This window comes from Lysinibacillus sphaericus, from assembly GCF_000600105.1.
Classification (GTDB): Bacteria; Bacillota; Bacilli; order Bacillales_A; family Planococcaceae; genus Lysinibacillus; species Lysinibacillus sphaericus.
Genome location: NZ_CP006837.1, coordinates 1,102,452 through 1,128,696 on the forward strand (window position 1 = coordinate 1,102,452; position 26,245 = coordinate 1,128,696).

Annotated in this window: 20 protein-coding genes and 2 pseudogenes; 21 read left to right on the plus strand and 1 reads right to left on the minus strand. The window is 38.9% G+C overall.

Annotated features, from left to right (window positions below; translation table 11 throughout):
- The first annotated feature begins 143 nt into the window (after nt 1–143).
- The 21 genes and pseudogenes from T479_RS05065 to T479_RS05160 all read left to right on the plus strand — a co-directional run bounded on the left by T479_RS05065 (nt 144) and on the right by T479_RS05160 (nt 25,396).
- Complete coding sequence (locus tag T479_RS05065; RefSeq protein ID WP_024362002.1) at nt 144–938, plus strand: undecaprenyl pyrophosphate synthase; 795 nt, start codon at nt 144–146, stop codon at nt 936–938.
- Entirely contained in the window at nt 935–1,735 is an 801-nt protein-coding gene (locus T479_RS05070) for a phosphatidate cytidylyltransferase (protein WP_025218804.1), read from the plus strand. Before T479_RS05065 ends, T479_RS05070 begins: the two co-directional genes overlap by 4 nt.
- Before the next feature lie 234 nt (nt 1,736–1,969).
- Entirely contained in the window at nt 1,970–3,115 is a 1,146-nt protein-coding gene (gene dxr, locus T479_RS05075) for a 1-deoxy-D-xylulose-5-phosphate reductoisomerase (protein WP_025218805.1), read from the plus strand.
- A 46-nt stretch (nt 3,116–3,161) separates the two neighbouring features.
- Nucleotides 3,162–4,424 (plus strand): RIP metalloprotease RseP, encoded by a 1,263-nt coding sequence (rseP, locus tag T479_RS05080; RefSeq protein WP_025218806.1) that lies wholly within the window; start codon nt 3,162–3,164, stop codon nt 4,422–4,424.
- Nucleotides 4,425–4,634: 210 nt separating this feature from the next.
- A complete protein-coding gene (locus tag T479_RS05085; protein WP_025218807.1) occupies nt 4,635–6,341 on the plus strand; it encodes a proline--tRNA ligase in 1,707 nt (568 codons plus the stop codon).
- 274 nt (nt 6,342–6,615) lie between these two features.
- A pseudogene (locus tag T479_RS05090) lies at nt 6,616–9,543 on the plus strand (PolC-type DNA polymerase III); the annotation flags it as partial.
- Between the two features lie 719 nt (nt 9,544–10,262).
- Entirely contained in the window at nt 10,263–10,643 is a 381-nt protein-coding gene (locus T479_RS24020) for an RNA-dependent RNA polymerase family protein (RefSeq protein ID WP_227665414.1), read from the plus strand.
- Between the two features lie 15 nt (nt 10,644–10,658).
- Nucleotides 10,659–12,089 carry a reverse transcriptase domain-containing protein gene (locus T479_RS05095; RefSeq protein WP_227665450.1) on the plus strand — a complete coding sequence of 477 codons (1,431 nt, stop codon included), beginning with the start codon at nt 10,659–10,661 and terminating at the stop codon, nt 12,087–12,089.
- Nucleotides 12,090–12,198: 109 nt separating this feature from the next.
- A pseudogene (locus tag T479_RS05100) lies at nt 12,199–13,602 on the plus strand (PolC-type DNA polymerase III); the annotation flags it as partial.
- 231 nt (nt 13,603–13,833) lie between these two features.
- Nucleotides 13,834–14,310, plus strand: coding sequence for a ribosome maturation factor RimP (gene rimP / locus T479_RS05105; protein ID WP_024361996.1), 477 nt, complete (start codon nt 13,834–13,836; stop codon nt 14,308–14,310).
- Nucleotides 14,311–14,334: 24 nt separating this feature from the next.
- Complete coding sequence (gene nusA, locus T479_RS05110) at nt 14,335–15,468, plus strand: transcription termination factor NusA (RefSeq protein ID WP_024361995.1); 1,134 nt, start codon at nt 14,335–14,337, stop codon at nt 15,466–15,468.
- A gap of 206 nt (nt 15,469–15,674) precedes the next feature.
- Entirely contained in the window at nt 15,675–15,953 is a 279-nt protein-coding gene (gene rnpM / locus T479_RS05115) for an RNase P modulator RnpM (protein WP_024361994.1), read from the plus strand.
- Nucleotides 15,950–16,258, plus strand: a complete 309-nt coding sequence (locus T479_RS05120) for a YlxQ family RNA-binding protein (protein WP_024361993.1) — start codon at nt 15,950–15,952, stop codon at nt 16,256–16,258. Before rnpM ends, T479_RS05120 begins: the two co-directional genes overlap by 4 nt.
- Before the next feature lie 14 nt (nt 16,259–16,272).
- Entirely contained in the window at nt 16,273–18,558 is a 2,286-nt protein-coding gene (gene infB / locus T479_RS05125; protein WP_025218810.1) for a translation initiation factor IF-2, read from the plus strand.
- A complete protein-coding gene (locus T479_RS05130) occupies nt 18,558–18,836 on the plus strand; it encodes a DUF503 domain-containing protein (protein WP_024361991.1) in 279 nt (92 codons plus the stop codon). Before infB ends, T479_RS05130 begins: the two co-directional genes overlap by 1 nt.
- 131 nt (nt 18,837–18,967) lie before the next feature.
- Nucleotides 18,968–19,309 carry a 30S ribosome-binding factor RbfA gene (gene rbfA, locus T479_RS05135; protein WP_025218811.1) on the plus strand — a complete coding sequence of 114 codons (342 nt, stop codon included), beginning with the start codon at nt 18,968–18,970 and terminating at the stop codon, nt 19,307–19,309.
- Nucleotides 19,310–19,386: 77 nt separating this feature from the next.
- On the plus strand, nt 19,387–20,298 hold the full coding sequence (gene truB, locus T479_RS05140; RefSeq protein WP_024361989.1) for a tRNA pseudouridine(55) synthase TruB: 912 nt from the start codon (nt 19,387–19,389) through the stop codon (nt 20,296–20,298).
- 13 nt (nt 20,299–20,311) lie between these two features.
- Nucleotides 20,312–21,262: a riboflavin biosynthesis protein RibF gene (gene ribF, locus T479_RS05145; RefSeq protein ID WP_025218812.1), complete on the plus strand. Its 951-nt coding sequence runs from the start codon at nt 20,312–20,314 to the stop codon at nt 21,260–21,262.
- A 170-nt stretch (nt 21,263–21,432) separates the two neighbouring features.
- Entirely contained in the window at nt 21,433–21,702 is a 270-nt protein-coding gene (gene rpsO, locus T479_RS05150) for a 30S ribosomal protein S15 (protein WP_008178982.1), read from the plus strand.
- Between the two features lie 282 nt (nt 21,703–21,984).
- Nucleotides 21,985–24,099, plus strand: a complete 2,115-nt coding sequence (gene pnp / locus T479_RS05155; protein WP_024361987.1) for a polyribonucleotide nucleotidyltransferase — start codon at nt 21,985–21,987, stop codon at nt 24,097–24,099.
- 73 nt (nt 24,100–24,172) lie between these two features.
- Complete coding sequence (locus T479_RS05160; RefSeq protein WP_024361986.1) at nt 24,173–25,396, plus strand: M16 family metallopeptidase; 1,224 nt, start codon at nt 24,173–24,175, stop codon at nt 25,394–25,396.
- A gap of 220 nt (nt 25,397–25,616) precedes the next feature.
- Here the strand turns inward: T479_RS05160 and T479_RS05165 are convergent, their stop codons facing one another.
- Nucleotides 25,617–26,231: an ABC-2 transporter permease gene (locus T479_RS05165; RefSeq protein ID WP_025218813.1), complete on the minus strand. Its 615-nt coding sequence runs from the start codon at nt 26,229–26,231 to the stop codon at nt 25,617–25,619.
- Nucleotides 26,232–26,245: the final 14 nt, after the last annotated feature.

Genomic DNA, 26,245 nt, shown 5'->3' on the forward strand with positions numbered 1-26,245 from the left:
CAAGATTTTTCTTTGAGATGTGTGTTGTTCTAAAATAAGCTAGTTCATACATAGTCAATTAGAGGGAAAAAAAAGACAAAAAGCACTTTTGTTTGTTATGATAGGTTAGTATACGTCCGATTAGTTGTAGTGGGGGAGTTAGCATGTTTAAGAAGCTATTAGGTAAACAAGTAAATATGGATACACTATCATTGGAGGAACGTGTTGCCCTTGCGAAAAGCGAGCCGATTCCTGCCCATGTAGCGATTATTATGGACGGAAATGGACGTTGGGCTAAAAAACGTGCCATGCCACGTGTTGCTGGGCACCATGAAGGTATGAAGACGGTACGGAAGGTAACTAGATTTGCATCTGATCTTGGCATAAAAGTATTAACAGTGTATGCGTTCTCTACAGAAAATTGGAAACGGCCAAAGCCTGAAGTCGATTTTCTGATGCGTCTACCTGTAGAATTTTTAGGATCTTTTTTACCGGAAATGATGGAGCGCAATGTGCGAGTTGAAATGATTGGAGATCCGTCACTCTTGCCAGCACATACACAAAAAGCATTGTATGAGGCAATGGAAGAGACGAAGCATAATACAGGGTTAATTTTAAACTTTGCTTTAAATTATGGTAGTCGTTCAGAAATGGTAAGTGCCATGAAAACGATGCTTCAAAAAGTACAGGACGGTCAATTAACTATACAAGACATAAATGAGGAATGTATGACAGCTCATTTAATGACAGCTCATCTACCAGAGCCAGACTTACTCATTCGTACAAGTGGTGAAGTACGATTAAGTAACTTTATGTTATGGCAGCTCGCCTACACAGAATTTTGGTTTACAGATACATTGTGGCCAGATTTTAGCGAGGAAAACTTTCTGGAAGCGGTGGAAAACTATCAAAAACGTAATCGCCGTTACGGTGGGTTGAAGGGAGAAGAAACATCTTGAAACAACGAATCATCACAGCAATCATTGCCGCGGCACTGTTTATTCCATTTGTTATTTATGGAAAGGTGCCATTTACACTACTTGTACTAGCAATGGCTGTTGTAGGCTTTTATGAAATACTGAAGATGAAAGGTATTTCGATTTTTTCAGTACCTGGTATGATCGGGTTACTAACGCTTATTATGCTTGTCATACCAAAAGATTGGGCAAATGAGGTAGTACATGCAATCGGCTATTCATCGGTTCTAATGGTTATTTACGGACTGGTCATGCTGTTACTTATTTATGTAGTCCTCGTAAAAAATAAAATTACATTTGATGAAGTTGGCTTTATTTTGCTTGGGGCGTTTTATGTAGGATTAGGTTTCCATTATTTAATCGAAACGCGAAACTATGGTCTTGAATTTGTTGTATATTGTTTACTTGTTGTTTGGACAACAGATTCAGGAGCCTATTTTGTAGGTAGAAAACTAGGTAAAAATAAGCTTTGGCCTGAAATATCACCGAAGAAAACGATTGAAGGCTTTGTTGGTGGGATTGTTATAGCGGTTATTTTTGCTATAGCTATGCAAGCGATTTATCCATTTGCTAACGGTTATGTTTCACTTATTGTGATCACGATTTTTGCTTCGATAATTGGTCAGATGGGCGATTTAGTGGAATCAGCTATCAAGCGCCATTTTGACGTAAAAGATTCAGGCAATATTTTACCAGGACATGGCGGGATTCTAGACCGCTTTGACAGTTTATTATTTGTCGTGCCACTACTGCATTTTTTACATTTATTCGGTAGCTAAGTATGACCTTGTTAGGAAGCGTCATTTGCCTATAGTTTTAGGAAAAGATATATCGATGGGCGCAAGGCGGGCGACCTCACTTTGAAAAGCGAGCCGTAAATAGCTCGACTTACTCACCAAAGGGCGACGCCAGCTGCTTGTCGAGCAAGCTTGGAATAAAATCGGGACGCAATGATGGATGAAAATGCGAATTATGAAATAGATCGCTTAGATAGAAAAAGGGGACGTTTTGTCGTGAAAAAAATTAGTTTATTGGGTGCAACTGGTTCTATCGGTTGGCAAACCTATGATATTTTAAAAGAACAACGTGATGCATTTCATCTTGTAGCGTTTTCTTCAGGAAAAAACATAGAAAAAACACGTGAAATGATAGAGACTTTAAAGCCTGAACTGGTATCGGTTCAGCTTGAGGAAGATGCACTTATTCTCGCAAAAGACTACCCGCAAGTACACTTTACATTTGGTGCAAAAGGGCTTGTAGAGGTTGCTACACATCCTGAATCGACGGTGCTCGTGAATGCAGTGCTCGGTAGCGTTGGTCTTGAATCGACACTAGCTGCTATTCGTATGGGCAAAACAATTGCGATTGCCAATAAAGAGACGCTTGTCACAGCAGGTCATTTAGTTATGGCAGAGGCAAAAAAATACAATGCTACAATTTTACCAGTGGATAGTGAGCATTCGGCTATTTTCCAATCGATGAATGGCGAAAACCCGAAAAATATTGAGCGTTTAATCATTACAGCTTCTGGAGGAAGTTTCCGCGACAAAACACGTGAAGAGTTAAAACATGTTACGGTTGCCGATGCACTTAATCATCCGAACTGGTCAATGGGTGCAAAAATTACGATAGATTCAGCTACTATGATGAATAAAGGGCTTGAAGTAATCGAAGCACATGTTTTATTTGATATGCCTTATGATAAAATTGATGTACTTTTACACAGAGAAAGTATTATTCACTCTCTTGTTGAGTATCATGATACTAGCGTAATTGCTCAGCTTGGTACGCCGGACATGCGTGTACCAATCCAATATGCATTAAGCTATCCAGATCGTATGCCGCTCCAAAATGGACAACGTCTTAATTTAGCGCAAATTGGTCAACTGCATTTTAAAGAAATGGATTTTGAACGGTATCCTGCGTTGCGCTTAGCATTCGAAGCAGGGCGTACAGGCGGTACCATTTTAACGGCAATGAATGCTGCGAATGAAGCGGCAGTTGCAGCATTTTTACAAGGGAAAATAACGTTCCTTGAAATTGATGCAACAATTGAACGGATCATGCAGGCACACAATAATGTATCCGTGCCAGATTTGCAAACAATTTTACATGTGGACAGAGAAACAAGAAAAATAGTGTTAGACATGGTAAAATAACGACAGGAAGCTTTCGTTAACTATTCGCTTTTAAAGGTGGGGTATTATGCAAACAGCCATTGCATTTATTTTAATATTTGGCTTGCTCGTGTTCTTCCATGAACTTGGTCACTTCCTATTTGCAAAGCGTGCAGGAATTATGGTGCGTGAATTTGCAATCGGCATGGGTCCGAAAATTTATGGCAAGACGCATGGGGAAACAATTTATACAGTCCGTTTATTGCCAATCGGTGGATATGTCCGCATGGCAGGCGAAGATATGGATGGTATTGAATTACAGCCTGGCTACCGTGTAGGGCTTATTGTCGATGAAGATAATATCGCCAAAAAAATTATCTTCAATCAAAATAATAGACAATTACCAGATTTATTATTTTTAGAGGTGGAACGAGCTGATTTAGAACGAGAATTATTTATTGAAGGCTATGATGAGGAAGAAAATTTAGTTCGTTACAGTGTTGCAAGAGATTGTGTTGTTGTAGAAAATGGCAGAGAAACCGTAATCGCGCCATATGATCGTCAATTTAACGCAAAAACCGTTGGGCAACGTGCAATGACCATTTTTGCAGGACCATTATTTAACTTTATATTAGCCTTTTTCATCTATTTGCTTATTGGTTTAATAAACGGTGTACCAACATACGAGCCGATTATTACAGAAGTGGTAGCAAATGATCCAGCAGCACAAGCTGGGATGCTTGCAGGGGATAAGGTGACTTCGATTGATGGACAAGCAGTTGAAAAGTGGCAAGATTTAGCTGCCATTGTACAGAATCACCCGAATCAAGAAATCAATGTAACGGTTGAGCGTGGTGGGCAAATCGAAAACCTCAATATGACAGTGAAAGCAGTGAAGCAGAAAGGCGAGACGTTTGGACAAATTGGTGTGAAGTATGAAAGTCCGCGTGTTTATAACCCATTAAAAGCAGTGGTATACGGAGCTCAAGAAACGTATAATATGACGGTTAAAATCTTTGAATTACTAGGTATGCTTATTACAGGACAATTTACTATTGATGCATTATCAGGACCTGTAGGGATTTATAAAACAACGGAAGAAGTGGCGACATATGGCATTTTCGCCTTAATCAATTTTGCTGCTATGCTAAGTATCAACCTTGGTATTATGAACCTATTACCTCTTCCAGCATTAGATGGTGGCCGATTATTGTTCTTTGGCTATGAGGCTTTAAGAGGCAAACCAATTGATCGTCAAAAAGAAGGAATGGTGCACTTTGTAGGTATCGTTTTGCTGATGATATTAATGGTGGTTGTAACTTGGAACGATATCCAACGTTTCTTCTTCTAGCAAGTACGTAATGACAATTGGCTTTTATATTTCCAATATTTAGATGATGCGTGAATGTTTATAACGTAACATCGAAACAAAGTTAGGCTAAAGTGAAAATAAAATGTAAAATAGCTTTGAGCGCAATTATTTTGAAACATTGCGTTCAAAGCTAAATTTGTTTATGCTAATTAGAGTATAAATTTATTTATTAAAAAGGTGGAACACTGAATGAAGCAAAGTAAAACATTTATCCCAACGCTACGTGAAGTACCTGCTGATGCAGATGTAAAATCACATAAGCAATTATTACGTGCAGGGTTTATTCGTCAAAATACAAGTGGGGTATATTCGTATTTACCGCTTGCAAAACGTGTGTTAACAAAAATCGAAAATATTATTCGCGAAGAGATGGAAGCCATCAATTCTATCGAATTATTAATGCCTGCATTGCAATCTGCTGAATTATGGCAAGAATCCGGCCGTTGGGAAAAATACGGTCCAGAACTAATGCGATTAAAAGATCGCCACGATCGTGACTTTGCCTTAGGACCAACACATGAAGAGGTCATTACAACTTTAGTACGTGATGAAATTAAATCATATAAAAAATTACCATTAACACTCTATCAAATTCAAACTAAATTCCGCGATGAAAAACGCCCGCGTTTTGGCTTATTACGAGGAAGAGAGTTTATTATGAAAGATGCTTATTCTTTCCATGCTTCACGGGAAAGCTTAGATGAAACATATGAGGATATGTACCGCGCTTACTCTAATATTTTCTCGCGTCTTGGTTTAAACTATCGTGCAGTTATTGCCGATGCTGGTTCAATTGGTGGTAAAGGTACACATGAATTTATGGTACTTTCTGAAATTGGGGAAGATACAATTGCATACTCTGATACATCCGATTATGCGGCAAACATTGAGATGGCAGAAGTCACTGTAGAATATCAACCAGCCAATGAAGCATTAAAAGATCTTGAAAAAGTTGCAACACCAGATCAAAAAACAATTGAAGAAGTATCTGCATTTTTACAAGTAGCACCTTCAAATGTTATTAAATCATTAGTATTTAATGTTGATGGCGAATTAGTGGTAGTCCTTGCTCGTGGCGATCACGAAATTAACGATATTAAACTGAAAAATGCGCTAGATGCTGGTTCTGTAGAACTTGCTGACGAAGTAGCTATTCGTCAATTGCTAGGCTGTGGCGTAGGTTCAATCGGCCCTGTAAAATTACCGGTAGAAGTCAAAGTTGTCGCAGATCATGCAATTAAATCAATTCGTAACGGGGTAGCGGGTGCTAATGACGACGGCTTCCACTTAGTAAATGTTAACCCAGAGCGAGATTTTGCTGTCAACGAATACTTGGATATTCGCTTTATTCAAGAAGGAGACCCATCTCCTGATGGACAAGGTATCATTAAATTTGCAGAAGGTATCGAGGTTGGTCATATTTTCAAATTAGGTACTACCTATTCTGAAAAAATGAATGGAACATTTTTAGATGAGCAAGGAAAGGCACAGCCGTTTATTATGGGTTGCTATGGTATTGGTGTGTCACGTATTTTAGCTGCCGTAGCAGAACATTTCCAAGATGAAAATGGTTTTACTTGGCCAATACAACTAGCTCCGTATGACATTCATGTTGTACCTGTTAATACGAAAGATGAAACACAAGTTTCATTAGCAAATGAGTTATATGGCTTATTAAAATCATATCGCTATGATGTACTATTAGATGATCGTGCGGAACGTGCAGGTGTTAAGTTTGCAGATGCAGATTTAATAGGTTTACCAGTTCGTGTAACAGTCGGTAAAAAGGCAACAGAAGGTGTTGTCGAAGTGAAATTCCGTCAAACAGGTGAAACATTTGAATGGAAAAAAGAAGAAGTCATTGATCGTTTAAATGAATTTTTCCGCAAAAATTAATATCCTTTGGTAACATAATAGCCAAAAGATATAGATGTTCTTACTAGTAACATCTTTTGGAAGATGAATGAGGACAAGCAAACGAATTCGCGACACTCCTACGGGAAACCAAGCAAATCTCACTGCTATAAAAGCAAAGTGAGGCTTGCTGGAATAGCCCGTGGAAAGGGAGCGAATTTTTTTGCATCATAGTTGAAAAAGTATTTGCTAGATAACAATGAGCAAGTGGTGATTAGAGACTCTTGCCCATTAAAGTGAAAGTAGGTGTCATTGATTGGAACAGCAACAAGAAGCAAGACAAAGATTTCAAATGCTCTTGCAACAACTAGAGTTAACAGAAGATGTTTATATGTCCTTTTTTGAAGAAGGCGAATTAGCCCGTCTTACTGTGCATAAAAAAAATAGACTCTGGCATTTTAATATTAAATTACGTGGCATACTTCCATTTCCGTTATATCAACTATTTCGTACACATCTAGCTGAAAAATTCGCTGCTATAGCCCAAATCGAAACAACTTTTGAAACAGTTGAAAAAAATGTTACGGAAGAGCTGATTCAAGCGTATTGGTTAACCATTGTTGAGCAAATCGACGATATGGCACCAACCTTAAAAAATTGCCTTGTATCGCAAATACCGATGTGGAATGGGCAAAAAATTACGTTATCCTGCGTGCAGGAAATGGAACTGATGATGCTGAAAACGAAATATGCGGAAAAGCTAGCTCTTAGCTACAGTCAATTTGGATTTCCGCAAATTGCCTTTGATTTTATGCTGCAAGAGGAAACAGAAGAAATGCGTGAAGCTCAAGAAGCTTTTATCGAGCAAAAACGTTTAGAAGAAGCAGCGATGGCTCAACAAGCAATGCAAGACTTCCAAAAACGTGAACAGGACAAAAAGGATAATCCGGCATTGGCAGCCCTTGGTGATCGTCCATTTCAGCTCGGTATGCAAATTAAAGACGATGAAATTATGGAAATTAAGCGCATAGTGGAAGAGGAACGTCGTGTTATTATTGAAGGGTTTGTGTTCGATACCGAAATTAAAGAGCTAAAAAGTGGACGCTCACTTCTACAAATTAAAATTACGGACTATACGGATTCAATTGTTGTAAAAATGTTCTCACGGGATAACGATGATGCGGAATTGATGCAGCATTTGAAAAAGGGTATGTGGGTGAAAGTACGTGGCTCGGTTCAAACCGATACCTTTATTCGTGATTTAATTGTGATGGCAAATGATATTAATGAAATTAAAAAAGAAACACGACAAGACAAGGCGCCAGAAGGTGAAAAACGAGTAGAGCTCCATTTGCACACACCTATGAGTCAAATGGATGCAGTTACACCGGTAGATAGGTTAGTGGCTCAAGCGGCGAAATGGGGTCATCCAGCGATTGCGATAACGGATCATGCGGTCGTGCAGTCGTTCCCAGAGGCTTATAGTGCGGGCAAAAAACATGGCATAAAAATAATTTACGGTTTAGAAGCTAATTTAGTCGATGACGGTGTACCGATTGCGTATGCTTCTGAGCATCGTTCATTAGACGATGCGACCTATGTGGTGTTTGACGTCGAAACGACAGGGCTTTCTACTGCTTACGATACAATCATAGAGCTTGCAGCAGTAAAAATTAAAGGCGGACATGTGATTGACAAATACGAAAGTTTTGCAAATCCGCATCATGCATTGTCTGCAACAACAATCGAATTGACCGGCATCACAGATGAGATGGTTCGCAATGCGCCAGAAGTGGAGCAAGTGATTCATGAGTTCCATGCCTTTATAGAAGACGCAATCGTAGTGGCACACAATGCCTCTTTTGATATGGGCTTCCTCTATACTGGTTATAAAAAATACGGTCTAGAAGATACGATTCACCCAGTAATTGATACTCTAGAACTTGCTCGTTTGCTCCATCCTACGATGAAAAATCATCGTTTAAATACATTATGTAAAAAATTCGGCATTGAATTAACGCAACATCACCGCGCCATTTATGATACGGAAGCAACAGGTTACTTATTATTGCATCTGTTAAAAGAAGCGGATGAACTCGGCATTAAATATCACGATGATTTCAATAAGCATATTGGCGGCGGTGATGCCTATAAAAAAGCGCGCCCAATGCATTGTACGATTTTAGCAGTTAATAATGACGGTTTAAAAAATCTATTTAAGCTTGTGTCTCATTCGCATACAAAAACTTTCTATCGTGTCCCTCGTGTAACACGCGCGACGTTGGAACAATATCGACAAGGACTGTTAGTTGGTTCCGGCTGTAGTAATGGTGAATTGTTTGAGACGATGATGAATAAATCACCTGAGGAAGCGGAACAAATCGCAAGGTTTTACGATTATATTGAAGTACAACCGAAGGCTGTATATGCTCCGTTAATTGAACGTAATGTCGTGCGCGATGAATGGACTATTGAGGATATTATTCGCAAGCTTGTGAAACTTGGCAAGAAGATGGATAAGCCTGTAGTTGCTACAGGAAATGTTCATTACCTCGATCCGAACGATGCTATGTTTAGACAGATACTGATTGGTTCTCAAGGTGGCGCCAATATTTTAAATCGATCCAAGCTGCCAGCGGTTCATTTTCGCACGACGGACGAGATGTTGCAAGAGTTCGATTTTTTAGGTCCTGATCTTGCAAAAGAAGTCGTCGTTACAAACCCGCAAAAAATTGCGGATATGATTGACGATGTAAAGCCGATTAAGGATGACTTATATACACCTAAAATTGAAGGTTCTGATGATGAAGTAACCAATTTAACGTATGAGATGGCCCACCGTATCTATGGTGAAGAATTACCAGAAATCGTTAAAGCTCGTATTGAGAAAGAGCTAAAGTCAATTTTAGGGCATGGATTTGGTGTGATTTACTTAATTTCTGCAAAGCTTGTGAAAAAGTCACTTGCGGATGGCTATTTAGTAGGTTCTCGTGGTTCCGTTGGTTCTTCATTAGTGGCAACCTTTATGGAAATTACGGAGGTAAACCCGTTACCACCGCATTATATTTGTCCAAATTGTAAGCATTCCGAGTTTTTCAATGACGGTTCTGTTAGCTCCGGCTATGACCTACCGAACAAAGATTGTACGGAATGTGGCACACCTTATAAAAAAGATGGACAAGATATCCCATTCGAAACTTTCCTTGGTTTTAAAGGAGATAAAGTACCTGATATCGATTTGAGTGCGACACGTTGCTAATTGAAAAGATTAGCCACCAATTTGGTAGAACTACTATTTCAAAGTATGGAATGACGGAGTAACGCCCTGAAACATACTCGCTGAAGCTACGACATGCAAGTGAATAACTGCAAAATTGAAACTTGTATGAAGCTCGTTAAAGTAGGCTGAAGTTCACCCAAACAGTACGGCTGTGGAAAGAGAGCAATCTTGTGAATGATAGGTCTGGCGTCTATAAACTTTCTATGGTTAGAATCAGTAGAATGACTGGGACGAACCCTCGACTGACTTTTCGTGAATGTCACGTAGTAGAAATGCTGCGGGGTCCAAATAGGACTTCTAGGTGTGGATGAGTAAGCGTTTGGTTATGAAAATCCATCGTGTGTTATAGGCACATGCTGGCCTAGCGGAATTTAGGGGGAACCTAAGGAAAGATGTACAGATAGAAATAGTGGAACGTGTGAAGCTCCTAACGTAAGAGGAAATTGCATTCCGCTGACGACGGTGTAAGGAAAGGCTATTAGCTATAACTTACTTAAAAGGAGTGGCAGTAGTGCCGTAGTACCAGTGAAGAAATGCCATAGATGACTGAATATCCAATAAGTCGGAGGACAAAACATTTCAGAGGGAAGGGCACAAGTCGTTAATGTTGAAAACAAACCTACATTAAAGTCAGATTCTAGTATGACTAAAGAGAACGAAAGCTTCGTCAAAGGAGTGATTAGTTGGCTGACCTAATGATACAAAAGCTAAGAAACAACGAATATTTCGGTTTACAATCGATTTTCGATATTCTTTATAAAGAAAGTAAAAGTGGTCGATACTTTACAGATATCTATAAGATAATTATCTCTGAACAGAACATTTTATTAGCCTTTCGAAACCTAAAGAGCAATACAGGTAGTAAAACGAAAGGTACTAATGGACACACAATTAAACACTTGAATAAAATGAATGCTGATAAATTAGTCAAACTTGTCCGAAGAAGGCTTGAAGATTATGTACCACATGCTGTTAGGCGATTATTTATCCCGAAACCAAATGGAAAGATGAGACCTCTAGGTATTCCGACAATTGAAGATAGGCTAATACAACAAATGTTTTAACAAGTATTAGAACCAATTACGGAGGCAAAATTTAACCCACAAAGTTATGGTTTCAGACCTAAACGCAGCACACACGATGCATTGGCAAGATGTTATCATATGGTGAATCACAGCTATCAACACTTTGTAATTGATATTGATATCAAAGGTTTCTTCGATAACGTAAATCATAAAAAACTTATGAGACAATTATGGACGATTGGCATTCGGGATAAAAAAGTATTAGCTATTATTAAGAAGATGCTGAAAGCTGAAATACTAGGTGAAGGAGTACCGTCAAAAGGAACACCACAAGGTGGAATTTTATCTCCTCTACTCGCAAATGTAGTATTGAACGAGTTAGACTGGTGGATTTCGAATCAATGGGAAACAAAACCTACAAAAGTACCTTATAAGCTAAAACGCAACAAAACCGATGCTCTAAAGAAAACAAAGTTAAAACCAATGTACTTAGTTCGGTACGCAGATGATTTTAAAATATTCACAAATTCCTATGAAAACGCCCGAAGGATAAAAATAGCTGTTGAAAAATGGTTAAAAGAACGATTGGGATTAGAGGTAAGTGAAGAAAAAAGTAAAATTACAAACTTGCGGAAAAACGGTACAGACTTTTTAGGGATTCGATTTAGAGCGGTATCAAAAGGAAATGCGAAAACGGGTTATATTGTAAATTCAAAAATGGACCCAAAAGCAAAAGATAAGGTACAAGCCGTAATTAGACATCAACTTATTAAGTTAAGAAAGAATCCTACTCCAAAAAAGGTAATGAACTTCAATGCAAATATTTTAGGATTGCAAAATTACTACAAGATTGCTACTAGGATAGCGCAAGACTTTAATGAAATAAGGCATAATGTTCACCCTAATATCAAATCACTAATGTTCAGAAACATCTTTGTGAGAACAAAAGAAACAAATGGAGTGATTGATAGGTTTTATGGAGACTATAATTATCCTCGATTCAAAAGTAATGGATTATTGGTATATCCTATTGAAGCAATTCGACATGATATACGAGGACAACGCAAACCGGATTTTACGATTTATAACGCAAAAGATCGGCTTGCAATTCATAAAGGTTTAAAACAAGTGTCTGTTAGGGAAATTGAAATGTTTCGTAAAGGAATATATAAATCAAAAAGTGTTCTGTATGAAAATAACCGCTTAAGTAAATATGTAGCACAAAAAGGTTGTTGTGGTATTACAGGTGAGAGATTAACACCTCATCAAGCAATTTGCCACCATAGAAAACCAATAGCTCTTGGTGGCACAGATGAATATGATAATTTAATTATTATCAACAAGCAATATCATATGCTTATCCATCATTCAGACCCACTAACAAATAAAGAATATCAAAAGATAATTAGTAAATTCGAAGTAAAAGCAATTAATAAACTAAACAGGCTAAGAACGGAAGTAGGAAATCCAAAGCTTAGCCTCTAACTTTCAACAATATTAACGATGGAACGCCGTGTGAGTGTGAAAGCCTCATGCACGGTGTGGGACGGGGGAAAAGCTAGCGATGACTTCAAATGCTTACCTATCGTCATATTTCTCAGGTGAATACCAACCGCAAGCCCACAACTATACAAAAGTACTGTTTGGTGAAGATTATGTGTTCCGTGCTGGAACAATCGGTACTGTTGCAGAGAAAACAGCATATGGTTACGTTAAAGGCTATGCGAGCGACAATAACCTTCATTTCCGAGGTGCTGAAGTAGACCGTTTAGTACAGGGTTGTACAGGTGTTAAACGAACAACAGGTCAACATCCAGGTGGGATTATCGTTGTACCAGATTATATGGATATTTATGATTTCTCACCAGTGCAGTTCCCAGCGGATGCACAAGATTCGGAGTGGCGAACAACTCACTTTGATTTCCACTCCATTCATGACAATATTTTAAAACTCGATATTCTTGGACACGATGATCCGACTGTTATTCGTATGTTGCAAGATTTATCTGGCATAGATCCGAAAACAATTCCAACCGATGATCCGGTTGTTATGAAAATTTTTAGTTCACCTGAATCGCTAGGTGTGACAGAAAAGCAAATTGGGTGTAAGACCGGAACACTAGGCATTCCGGAATTTGGTACTCGATTTGTTCGCCAAATGCTAGAAGATACGAAACCATCAACATTTTCGGAGCTTGTGCAAATTTCTGGTCTATCACACGGAACAGACGTATGGCTTGGTAATGCACAGGAGCTGATACAAAATGGTACATGTGTATTAAAAGAAGTAATCGGCTGTCGCGATGACATTATGGTATATTTAATTTACCAAGGGCTTGAACCATCTCTAGCGTTTAAAATTATGGAGTCTGTGCGTAAAGGGAAGGGCTTATCAGAGGAATTTGAAGCAGAGATGTTAGCAAATAAAGTGCCTGCTTGGTATATCGAATCATGTAAAAAGATTAAATACATGTTCCCTAAAGCCCATGCCGCTGCTTACGTTTTAATGGCAGTACGTATTGCTTGGTTTAAAGTGCATTTCCCAATCTTGTATTATGCTGCCTATTTTACCGTAAGGGCAGATGATTTTGATTTAATCGCGATGACGCAAGGTTCCCAAATGATACGTGCAAGAATCGATGAAATTAATATGAAGGGCTTAGATGCTTCGACGAAAGAGAAAAACTTACTGACAGTAATGGAACTTGCACTGGAGATGTGCGAGCGTGGCATGAGCTTCCAAAAGGTGGACTTATATCGTTCACAGGCTAGTGAGTTTATTATTGATGGCAATTCTTTAATACCGCCATTCGATGCGATTCCTGGACTCGGCACGAACGTTGCCAAAACCATTGTAGCGGCACGTGAAAATGGCGAGTTCTTATCGAAAGAAGATTTACAGCAACGTGGACGTGTATCAAAAACATTAATTGAGTATATGGATCAATTAGGTTGTTTAGAAGGTATGCCTGATGCGAACCAGTTATCGCTCTTCTAATGTCTAAAATAAGGAAGTTTGCATTGTGACGTAAATTGTGCTATCCTTATGGTAATAATTTGTTGATAGTTTTCCAGCAAAAGAGTGGGGCATTCCCGCTCTTTTCTGTTGTTATACCGAAGCAAAACAAATTTTTTAGACTAACAGCAGGTAAGACCGTCAAATTTCACCAACATTACTGGTGGAATTTCTGTTTTATTACGCCTGAAATTGAAAATGCAGGAGGAAACAATGAGCAAAGTACCATCTTTAATTGAAGAACTTGCTACACCGATTGTCGAAGAGTTAAATCTTGAGTTGGTGAATGTTGAGTTTGTGAAAGAAGGACGTAACTGGTTTTTACGTGTTTATGTAGATACACCTGAGGGTGGAATTGACATTGGCCAATGTGCTCAAGTTAGTGAACGACTTTGTTTACTGTTGGATGAAAAAGATCCTATTACACAAAATTATTATTTAGAGGTATCTTCACCAGGTGCAGAACGTCCATTAAAAAAAGATACTGATTTTAAAAAAGCCGTTGGCAAATTTATTTATGTGAAAACCTATGAGCCCATTAAGGACATGAAGGAATTCCAAGGCTACTTAACGTCATACGATGAACATACATTAGTGATGGAAGTACCTATTAAAACACGCAAAATTACAGTAACAATTGAACAGGAAAAAATCGCTTTGGCACGACTTGCCATCGATTTTTCAGCATAATGCATATTTAGGAGTGAAAATAAAATGAGTAGTGATTTGTTAGATGCGCTAACGGCGCTGGAAGAACAAAAAGGAATTTCAAGAGATGTGTTAATCGAAGCGATAGAGGCAGCATTAGTTACAGCTTACAAACGCAACTTTAACCAAGCTCAAAATGTTCGTGTTGACTTAAACTTAGACAAAGGCTCAATTCGTGTATTTTCACGTAAAGATGTTGTTGAAGAAGTAGAAGATGACCGTTTACAAATTGCTTTAGAAGATGCGAAGGCCATCAACCCGGCTTACCAATTAGAAGATATTGTTGAACAGGAAGTAACGCCTCGTAATTTTGGGCGTATCGCTGCACAAACAGCGAAGCAAGTCGTTACTCAACGTGTACGTGAAGCAGAACGTGGCTTAATTTATGAGCAATACGTAGATCGTGAAGATGACATTGTAACGGGTGTAGTTGAGCGTTTAGATGCGCGAAATATTTACGTGGGTCTTGGTAAAGTAGAAGCTGCATTACCACAAAATGAACAAATCCAAGGTGAAACGTATCATCCACATGATCGTATTAAAGTATATATTACAAAGGTTGAACGTACGACACGTGGTCCACAAGTAATCGTTTCACGAACACATCCAGGCTTATTACGTCGATTATTTGAGATGGAAGTGCCTGAAATTTATGAAGGCATTGTAGAAATCAAGTCAATTGCTCGTGAAGCGGGAGACCGTTCTAAAATTTCAGTCCATGCACATAACGAAGAAGTTGATCCTGTAGGCTCATGTGTAGGTGCGAAAGGTGCACGTGTTCAAACAATCGTCAATGAATTAAATGGTGAAAAAATTGATATCGTTGAATGGTCAGAAGACCCTGTTGTATTTGTAGCAAATGCATTAAGCCCATCAAAAGTTTTAGATGTGCAAGTAAATGAAGAAGAAAAATCAACAACTGTTGTAGTACCAGATTACCAATTATCTCTTGCAATTGGTAAACGTGGTCAAAATGCTCGTTTAGCTGCAAAATTAACTGGATGGAAAATCGATATTAAAAGTGAAACAGATGCACGTGAGTTAGGGATTTATCCATCTGCAACAAGCACTTTCGTACCTGCTGATGATAGTGACTACGAAGAAGCTACAGTTGACTTATATCAAGACGACGAAGAATAAGTAAGAAAGCCCGTGTGACTGGTCACCTGGCTTTATTCAGTGGGCGTCCTGGGCCGACTGAATAAAGCCAGGAACTGTGGCGAAGGTCTTGAATGTTGAGAGACGGGATTGTACTCCGCAATGTTCAAATCACAAAATTCTACCTTTGCGTTTTGGTTATGGCTGGTCCACCTCTTACGAAGCTTCAGAGAGGAAAGGTGATTCTTATGGCGGTTAATAAAAAAGTACCACTTCGAAAATGTGTAGCTACTGGAGAAATGCTACCAAAAAAAGCAATGATTCGTGTTGTTCGCTCGAAAGAGGGCGAGGTTAGCGTAGATGTTTCAGGGAAAAAGCCTGGACGAGGCGCTTATGTTTCAAAGTCTGAACAGGCGGTTGACATCGCGCGTAAGAAAAATGTTTTAGGGCACCAACTTGATGCAAAAATTCCTGAAGAGATATACGAAGAGCTACTGTTGCTCATTCGTAGGGAGGCTATTTTATGACCAATCAAGCAGTGTTTAATTTGCTTGGTATAGCTGCAAGAGCTCGTAAAGTTATTTCAGGAGAAGAGTTAGTAGTAAAGGAAGTCCGCAATGGTAATGCTAAGCTTGTACTGCTTGCAAACGACGCTTCTAAAAACTCTAGTAAAAAAATTCAAGATAAATGCACTTATTACAACGTTGAGTATCATGTAATTGGCGATCGTTATGATCTAGGACATGCTACAGGTAAGGAAGCCCGTGTGGCTTTAGCTATTACCGATAAAGGTTTTGCAAGTAAATTGTCTAGTCTACTCAACGAAAAATAATCGGGGGTGAGCAGATGACCAAAATCAGAGTTCATGAATATGCCAAACAAGTGAATAAATCGAGTAAAGAGGTTATTGAAGCGCTAAGTAAATTAAATGTGAGTGTAACGAACCATATGTCTATGTTGGAAAAAGATACTGTGGCAAAGTTAAATCAATCATTTAAAGCACCGACAGAGAAAAGAGAGGCAAGGCAAGCTACTCAAAATGTAACACAACGTTCGCAAGCGAATGGACAACAAAAACCACAGCAATCGGTGAAAAAGCAAGATGGACAAAAGCAGCAATCTGCTACATCGACGCCGAAAGCAAATCATTATAATACGCAACAAAACTCAAATTCGTCTAACGAAAAATCTAAGAATACTAAAGGTAATCAAAATAGAAATATGACACAAAATAATAATAATAACAATAATAATAATAATCGCAGAGGCGGTGGTGGATACAACCAACGTCCAAAACCAGGAATCCACGGTGGTAAACGCCGTCATCCAAAAACGCATCAACCAACATTACCAATTAAACAAAAAGAACTACCAGAAAAAATTACTTTTGTTGAGTCGCTTTCAGTAGCAGAATTAGCAAAAAAATTATATCGTGAACCATCTGAAATCATTAAAAAATTATTTATGCTTGGCGTAATGGCAACAATTAACCAAGAATTAGATAAGGATGCAATTGAATTAATTTGCGCAGACTACGGTGTAGAAGTTGAAGAAGAAATCCGTGTAGATATTACGGATTTAGAAACTCACTTCGAGCAAACAGAAGAAGTCAATGAAGCTGAATTATCAGAACGTCCACCTGTAGTAACAATTATGGGTCACGTTGACCACGGTAAAACGACTTTACTTGACTCAATTCGTCATACAAAAGTGACAGCTGGAGAAGCTGGTGGTATTACACAGCATATCGGTGCTTACCAAGTAACAGAAGGCGACAAAAAGATTACGTTCCTTGATACACCAGGGCACGCTGCATTTACAACAATGCGTGCACGCGGTGCAAAAGTAACGGACTTAACAATTCTAGTAGTAGCAGCTGACGACGGTGTGATGCCTCAAACAGTTGAAGCCATTAACCATGCAAAAGCTGCAGAAGTGCCAATTATTGTTGCTGTCAACAAAATGGATAAACCTTCAGCAAACCCTGATCGTGTAATGCAAGAATTAACTGAGCATGGTTTAGTACCTGAAGCTTGGGGTGGCGATACGATTTTCGTGCCAATTTCAGCATTAAAAGGTGAAGGTATTGATACATTGCTAGAAATGGTATTACTTGTTGCCGAAGTGGGAGAGCTAAAAGCAAATCCAGATCGTTTAGCACTTGGTACTGTAATTGAAGCACAGCTTGATAAAGGCCGTGGTTCTGTTGCAACACTATTAGTACAAGACGGTACATTAAAAGTTGGTGATCCAATCGTAGTTGGTCACGCTTATGGTCGTGTTCGTGCAATGGTTAACGATAAAGGGCGTCGCGTAAAAGAAGCTGGTCCATCTACACCAGTCGAAATTACAGGTTTAAACGATGTACCGCAAGCTGGGGACCGCTTCGTTGTCTTCGAAGACGAAAAAACAGCTCGTCAAGTTGGGGAAACTCGTGCAATGACAGCTATTCAAGCACAACGTTCTGAAAAACAACGTGTCACGCTTGATAACTTATTTGAACAAATGAGTCAAGGCGAAATGAAAGAGTTAAACTTAATCGTTAAAGCTGACGTTCAAGGTACTGTAGAAGCAATGGCTGCTTCATTAATGAAAATTGATGTAGAAGGCGTAAATGTGAAAATTATTCATACTGGCGCTGGCGCAATTACAGAATCAGATATTTCTCTTGCCGCAGCATCGAATGCAATCGTAATTGGTTTCAACGTACGACCAGATACAAATGCAAAACGTGCAGCAGAGGAAGAAGGCGTAGACATTCGTCTACACCGCGTTATTTATAAAGTAATTGAAGAAATTGAGCAAGCGATGAAAGGTATGCTAGACCCAGAATTTGAAGAAAAAATCATCGGTCAAGCGGAAGTTCGTCAAACAATTAAAGTATCTAAAGTTGGTACAATCGCAGGTTCTTACGTAACAGAAGGTAAAGTAACACGTGATTCTGGTGTCCGTGTAATTCGTGACAACGTGGTAATCTTCGAAGGCGAATTAGATACATTAAAACGTTTCAAAGATGAAGTAAAAGAAGTAGCAAGAGGATACGAATGTGGTATTACGATTACAAACTTCAATGACATTAAAGAAGGCGACATCATTGAAGCCTACATTATGGAAGAAGTTAAACGTGCATAATGATTGTATACGTTGAGGTAGAATTTATTATCCAAACTGCCCATTCGTTAAAGGAAAAACGCGCTGTATTACAGCGTATGATTACGCGCACAAAACAGAAGTTTAATGTATCCATTGCCGAAATTGACCATCAAAATGTATGGCAGCGTACGAAATTAGCGCTTGTTGCTGTTTCTTCCTCGAAGGACGCAGCAGAGCGTGAAATTAATCACGCCCTTCATTATTTGCAGTCAAATCCGTCTTGGGAACAACTTAATGTGTGGCGAGACTATTTATAAGCAGCAAAGGTTATTTGTAAGATTTAGGATGGTTATTGTCAATGAAAGTGTTAGGTTTGTTTAAAACCTTTTATTGACATAGTCATTCGCTTAACGCAAATAGCTGAACATCGAAATAGAGGTGACTAATTATGTCTCTACGCTCAAACCGTGTTGCTGAGCAAATGAAAAAAGAGCTTGGTGATATTATTGGCCGTAAAATTAAAGATCCGCGTGTTGGCTTCGTTACTGTTACTGGTGTAGATGTAACAGGTGATTTACAACAAGTGACAATTTATATTACATCATTAGGCAATGAACGTGAACGTGAGGAAACGCTAAAAGCTTTAGTAAAAGCTGCTGGTTTTATCCGTTCTGAAATCGGTTCTCGTATTCGTTTACGTCGAACACCAGAATTAATCTTTGAATTTGACTCATCGATTGAGTATGGTAACCGCATTGATTCATTACTACGTGGTTTACACAAAGAATAACAACAGTAAAAGTCTGCCACATGCATCTTCATGCAGGCAGGCTTTTTTCATGTGATGGTACTAAAAGGGGGATTTAGATGAACGGTATTTTACCGCTTTGGAAAGAACGTGGCATGACGAGTCATGATTGCGTCTTTAAATTACGAAAAATATTGCGAACAAAAAAAGTTGGCCATACGGGCACTTTAGATCCAGGAGTAGAAGGGGTTCTGCCCATCTGTATCGGACAGGCAACACGTATTGCCGAATATTTAACGGATGCAGGGAAGACCTATGAGGCAGTTATTTCCATTGGGCGAACAACGACGACTGAAGATGCAGAAGGGGAAACGGTTAAGGAAGATACTACAAATAAGACGTTTACGCGTGCCGAGTTGCTGGATGTCTTAGCTTCCTTAACGGGTGTTATTAATCAGACACCACCGATGTTTTCAGCTGTTAAAGTCAATGGGAAACGGCTATATGAATATGCTCGTAAAGGCGAAACGGTGGAAAGACCGACAAGACAGGTGACCATTTATGCGTTAGAGTTACTTGATGATAAGGAAATTTACGAAGGGCATGAAATTACATTCCCTGTAAGGATTTCATGTAGCAAAGGCACATATATTCGTACATTAGCTGTACAAATTGGGGAAGCGCTTGGCTATCCTGCACATATGCAAGAGCTTGTGCGAACTGCATCGGGCACATTTACACAAGACAATTGTTTTACACTAGCACAAGTTGCCGAATTAATGGAAAATGAACAAATTCATACATGCATTCTTCCAGTAGAATATGCCTTATCAGACTATCCATATATTGAAATAACATCATCGATTGAAAAAGAAATTTTCAATGGACAAGTGCTTCCAGCAGATGCATTATTAAAGGTGCATGATAAAATTGTGTTTGGAATCAAAGGGAAAGCATTTGCGGTTTATCAAGCCCATCCGACAAAAGAAGGGTTGATGAAGCCACATAAAATGTTCCCAACGATAGAGTAGGAGGATTTTTTGTATGGAGGTCATTCATTTAAAATACCCACACCAATTACAACAGCGAGAAAGTATCCAGCCGTACTCATTGGCAATTGGCTTTTTTGATGGTGTACATATTGGACATCAGGCGGTTATTGAAGCGGCCAAGCAAGAGGGGGGCAAGCGACAAATCCCGACTGCCGTTATGACATTTGATCCGCATCCATCATTAGTGCTAGGCGGACGCAATGAAAAAGTATTTTATATTACATTACTACAGCAAAAATTGCAGCTGTTTGAAGAACTAGGTGTTGATACGGTATTTGTTGTACACTTCACATCAGACTTTGCGAAGCTGTCACCGGCTGCTTTTATTGATACCTTTATTCGAGGGTTAAATATTCAACATGTTACAGCAGGATTTGATTTTTCATTTGGTGCATTTGGGAAAGGCACGATGGAAGATATGCGTGTCTTAAGCAATGGCGAATATGGTGTAACGGTGGTCGATAAGAAAGCTGACTCGCTTGAGAAAATCAGCTCGACACGCATTCGTAAAGTATTACAAGAGGGCGATATGGAGGCTGCTCGTATGCTTCTAGGCCGTCCATTTGAAATAAAGGGTATTGTGGTGCATGGCGATAAACGTGGACGTACAATCGGCTTTCCTACTGCAAATGTACAAGCACTAGAGGGTACTTACATTCCAGCAAGTGGTGTGTATGCAGTACGACTGCTTGTACAAAATAATTGGTTTGATGGTGTATGTAATGTAGGTTATAAACCAACATTTAAAGATCCAAACGACAAGCAATTATCTATCGAAGTACATATTTTAAACTTCGAGAAAAACATCTATGGGGAAGAAGTACATGTTGCTTGGTATAAACGTATTCGAAGCGAGCGGAAGTTTGACGGAATTGAAGCGCTAAAAATGCAAATAGAGAAAGATAAGCAAGAGGCTATACAATTTTTTCATGTTATGAAATAGCGCTGTCCGCAGCATCACATGGCATGAGCTATGTTATTACTTGCTTGCCCCATTGTTTTATGGTAACATTCATAAGTGCATAAAGTGCTTAACCTTAGCTCGGTATACCGATGACTCCAACGTTTACTGTGCTAATGGGGATTTAACAATTATTTAGGAGGTCAATACAAATGGCTATTACAAAAGAACGTAAAAACGAAATTATCGCTGAGTACCGTACTCACGAAAGTGACACTGGTTCTCCAGAAGTACAAGTTGCAGTTTTAACAGCTGAAATCAACGCTTTAAACACTCACTTACGTACACACAAAAAAGATTTCCACTCTGAGCGTGGTCTTCTTAAAATGGTAGGTCGTCGTCGTCACTTACTTAAATATCTTCGTGAAACTGACGTTCAACGTTACCGTGAACTAATCAATCGTTTAGGCTTACGTCGCTAATTGACAATCGAAAAGCGGGATTATTCCCGCTTTTTCTTTATGTTTATAAACTTTCTAGCTAACGACGAATCGCAACAAGATAAGTAAAAATATAAGATGAAAACAAGCAAAAACGCCATTCCAACCAAATAAAGCAATAAATCCTAAATAAATTGGCAATAACTGAATTTAAATGTATGATTATTTCATGAAATATTTAGCATAGAACAAGCATTTTTGGTACACTTACTATTAGTACATACAGACGAGTAAGTGTTTTTATAATAGAGAGGGGTTCATTGAATGAACGAAAAGAAAGTCTATTCCTACGAATGGGCTGGCCGTCCACTTGTAATTGAAGTAGGACAGTTAGCAAAACAAGCAAATGGAGCAGCATTAGTACGCTACGGTGATACTTCTGTACTTGCAACAGCAACAATGTCAAAATCACCCAAACCACTTGATTTCTTCCCATTAACAGTAAACTACGAAGAACGTTTATATGCAGCAGGTAAAATTCCTGGCGGCTTTATTAAACGTGAAGGACGCCCATCTGAAAAAGCAATTCTAGCAAGCCGTTTAATTGACCGTCCAATTCGTCCGATGTTCCCAGACGGTTTCCGTAATGAAGTACAAGTTATTTCTATGGTTATGTCTAATGACCCTGATTGCACATCTGAAATGGCAGCAATGGTAGGTTCATCATTAGCATTAGCAATTTCTGATATTCCATTCGATGGACCAATTGCCGGTGTACAAGTTGGTTATATTGACGGTGAATTCATCGTGAACCCAACTGTTGAGCAAGCGAACATGTCAACAATCCATTTATCTGTAGCGGGTAACAAGGATGCTATTAACATGGTTGAAGCGGGCGCTTTAGAAGTGCCTGAAGAAGTAATGTTAGAAGCAATTATGTTCGGTCATGAAGAAATTAAAAAAATAATTGCTTTCCAAGAACAAATTGTTGCTGAAGTAGGGAAAGAAAAATTACCTGTCACATTATTTGAAATTGATGAAGCGATTCAAGCAGATATTAAAGCAGCTTGTGAAACTGATATGCATGACGCTATTCAAACAGCTGAAAAGCATGCACGTGATGAAGCAATCACTGCGGTGAAAGATCGTATCATTGCTTCTTATGAAGAGCAAGAAGCCGATGAAACAACAATGAAACAAGTGCATACTATTTTAGATAAAATGGTAAAAGACGAAGTACGTCGTCAAATTACAGAAGATAAAATCCGTCCAGATGGTCGTAAGTTGGATGAAATTCGTCCACTTTCTTCTGAAACAGGGCTATTACAACGTACGCACGGTTCAGCATTATTTACACGTGGACAAACTCAAGCCTTATCAATTTGTACATTAGGTGCACTTGGTGATGTTCAAATTATTGACGGCTTAGGTGTTGAGGAATCTAAACGCTTTATGCATCACTACAATTTCCCACAATTCTCTGTAGGAGAAACTGGCCCAATTCGTGGACCAGGTCGTCGTGAAATCGGTCACGGTGCTCTAGGTGAGCGTGCACTAGAAGCAGTCATTCCTGATGAATCTGTATTCCCATACACAATCCGTTGTGTATCAGAAGTACTTGAATCGAACGGTTCAACATCACAAGCATCAATTTGTGCTTCTACATTAGCTATGATGGATGCTGGTGTTCCGTTAAAAGCACCTGTTGCAGGTATCGCGATGGGGCTGATTAAAAAAGGCGAGCATTATTCCATTTTAACAGATATCCAAGGTATGGAAGACCATCTTGGCGATATGGACTTTAAAGTAGCAGGTACGGCTAAAGGCGTAACAGCACTTCAAATGGACATTAAAATTGACGGTCTATCACGTAATATTTTAGAAGAAGCATTGACTCAAGCTAAAATTGGCCGTATGCATATTTTAGAATCAATGCTTGCAACATTGGCTCAACCACGTGAAAAATTATCTGCTTATGCACCAAAAATCGTGATTGTACGTATCAATCCAGATAAAATCCGCGATGTTATTGGACCAGGCGGTAAGCAAATTAATAAAATTATTGAAGAAACTGGCGTAAAAATTGATACAGAACAAGATGGTACAATTTACATCTCTTCAGCAGACGAAGAAATGAACGCTCGTGCAAAACAAATTATCGAAGACATCGTACGTGAAGCAAAAGTGGGCGAATACTACTTATCCACTGTAAAACGTATCGAAAAATTCGGTGCATTCTGTGAAATCTTCCCAGGGAAAGATGGCTTATTACACATCTCTGAAATTCAAGAGGAACGTACAAAGCAAGTGGAAGATGTGTTAAAACTAGGCGATCAATTACTTGTAAAAGTAATTGAAATCGACAAACAAGGTCGTGTGAATTTATCTCGTAAAGTGGTTATTCAAGAAGAAAAAGAACGCGCAGAACAAGGTAAATAATTTGATAAAAAAAGGCTGCGTATGATGCGCAGCCTTTTTTAAATAAAACGGATGTATAAGAGGAGGAAAATATTTGGTACAAGTACATACATGTCAAAACGGTGTGCGTATTGTGTCAGAGCAAATTGATCATGTTAGATCTGTTGCACTTGGCATATTTGTCAATGCTGGTTCACGCTATGAATTACCAGAGGAAAATGGGATTACGCACTTTATCGAGCATATGCTTTTTAAAGGTACAACAACGCGAAGTGCCCGCCAAATCGCTGAAGAGTTTGACCGTATTGGAGGCGAATTAAATGCCTTTACTTCAAAAGAAAATACTTGCTACTATGCGAAAGTTTTAGACCATCATGCAGAGCTGGCTATTTCCATCCTAGCAGATATGTTCTTTCATTCGACATTTGCAGAAGAGGAATTAGAAAAGGAACGTCAAGTCGTATTAGAGGAAATATTAATGAGTGAGGATGCTCCAGATGATGATGTGCATGAAAAGCTTTGGGAAGTCATGTATCCAAATGATGCCCTAGGTCGCCCGATTTTAGGGACCGCCGCTACGTTAAAAACATTTACAGCAGATATGATTCGCAATTATATGGCGAAACATTATGGACCAGAATCAATTGTTATTTCTGTGGCAGGCAATATTTCTCCAACCCTATTAACTACGATTGAAGATTTATTCGGACGTTACGAAGCATCACCACTTGCTGTTGTACCTGTCCTAACAAATCCTCAGTTCCATCCAGGAGAAATAACGAAAACGCGAGATACGGAGCAGGCGCATTTAGCCCTTTCTTACCCAGCTATTGGCGTCAAAGATCCGGATATGTATAGCTTTATTGCGTTAAATAATATTATTGGTGGCAATATGAGTTCTCGACTATTTCAAGAAGTACGTGAAGAGCGTGGCTTAGCATATACAATTTTCTCCTACCAATCTTGCTACGCAGATGTTGGGGCATTTACAATTTACGGCAGTGCAAGTCGTCAACAACTATCGCAATTGCAACATACCATTGATGCCACATTACTTGATATCGTAGCGGGGGGCGTGACGGAGGAAGAGTTAGATAATGCCAAGGAACAGTTAAAAGGAAGCTTTGTGCTTGGCCTTGAAGGAACAGGCGCACGCATGAACCGAAATGGTACTAGTGAATTAGTGCACCGAAGACATCGGTCAGTAGATGAAGTACTCGCGTCCATCGATGCGGTAACAATGGAGTCTGTAGATCGTCTTATCTCGAAAATATTAAAAGCTGAGCCAGCGATTTCCATCATCGGACCTGAAGCTTAACATAAAGCGGATCACGCTAATATAAAAAGTGCGAGGCATCCAACGATTCAAATGTTGGATGCCTTTTCTTACGAAAAACTGATACTTAAGAGGGATTGTCGCCACAAGTGTGAGAGATATGTTCCCAAAAGCGAGCGCATGGAATGGAATTGGGACTCAATTAAATTTGAGCAAAGCCCCATCACGATACTTATGATGAGGCTTAGCATATTGAAGAGCATTAAAAAATCTCTTTTGCTGTATAGAGCACATGGCATTTTCGAAAAACGACAACACTAATAATGGCGCTAAGGACTGTTGGTATTAGTATGACAGACAAATTGGCTGCTACCATTGCTAAGTAATAATGAATTGGAAAATTAATGAAAAAAATACCTACTATATAAATGAACATTTTAAAGGAACGCGTCCCTTTAGTTTCCGCTAAATGATGTAAATAAAACTGTGTACAAATAAGCAAAATCGCACAGCTAATATTAGCGAAATAAATAGCTAAATGCTCGAAACGATTACTTTGTTCGTAAAACGATGAAAAGTAAATAGGAGCAGATGTGATAAAAAGTAATGCAATAAAGCTGTAGCAATAGAGATAATCCGCTAGTAACTGCGTTTTTTTAGTTAAAGGAAGACTGTTTACAAAGAGTTCCCACTTCACTTTATGATCTTGCGTATACATGCTTTGAACTATCGTTGCAGATAAAATTAACGCAAACATGGCGATAGAAGCGTTACTAAAATAACGGAAGTTGATTAAAGTTATAAATAAGCTAATGATAATCACTATAAAAATATGCCCCTTTTGCATGGACAATCTATGCCATAATAAAGCTTTCATGGTGCACACCCCTT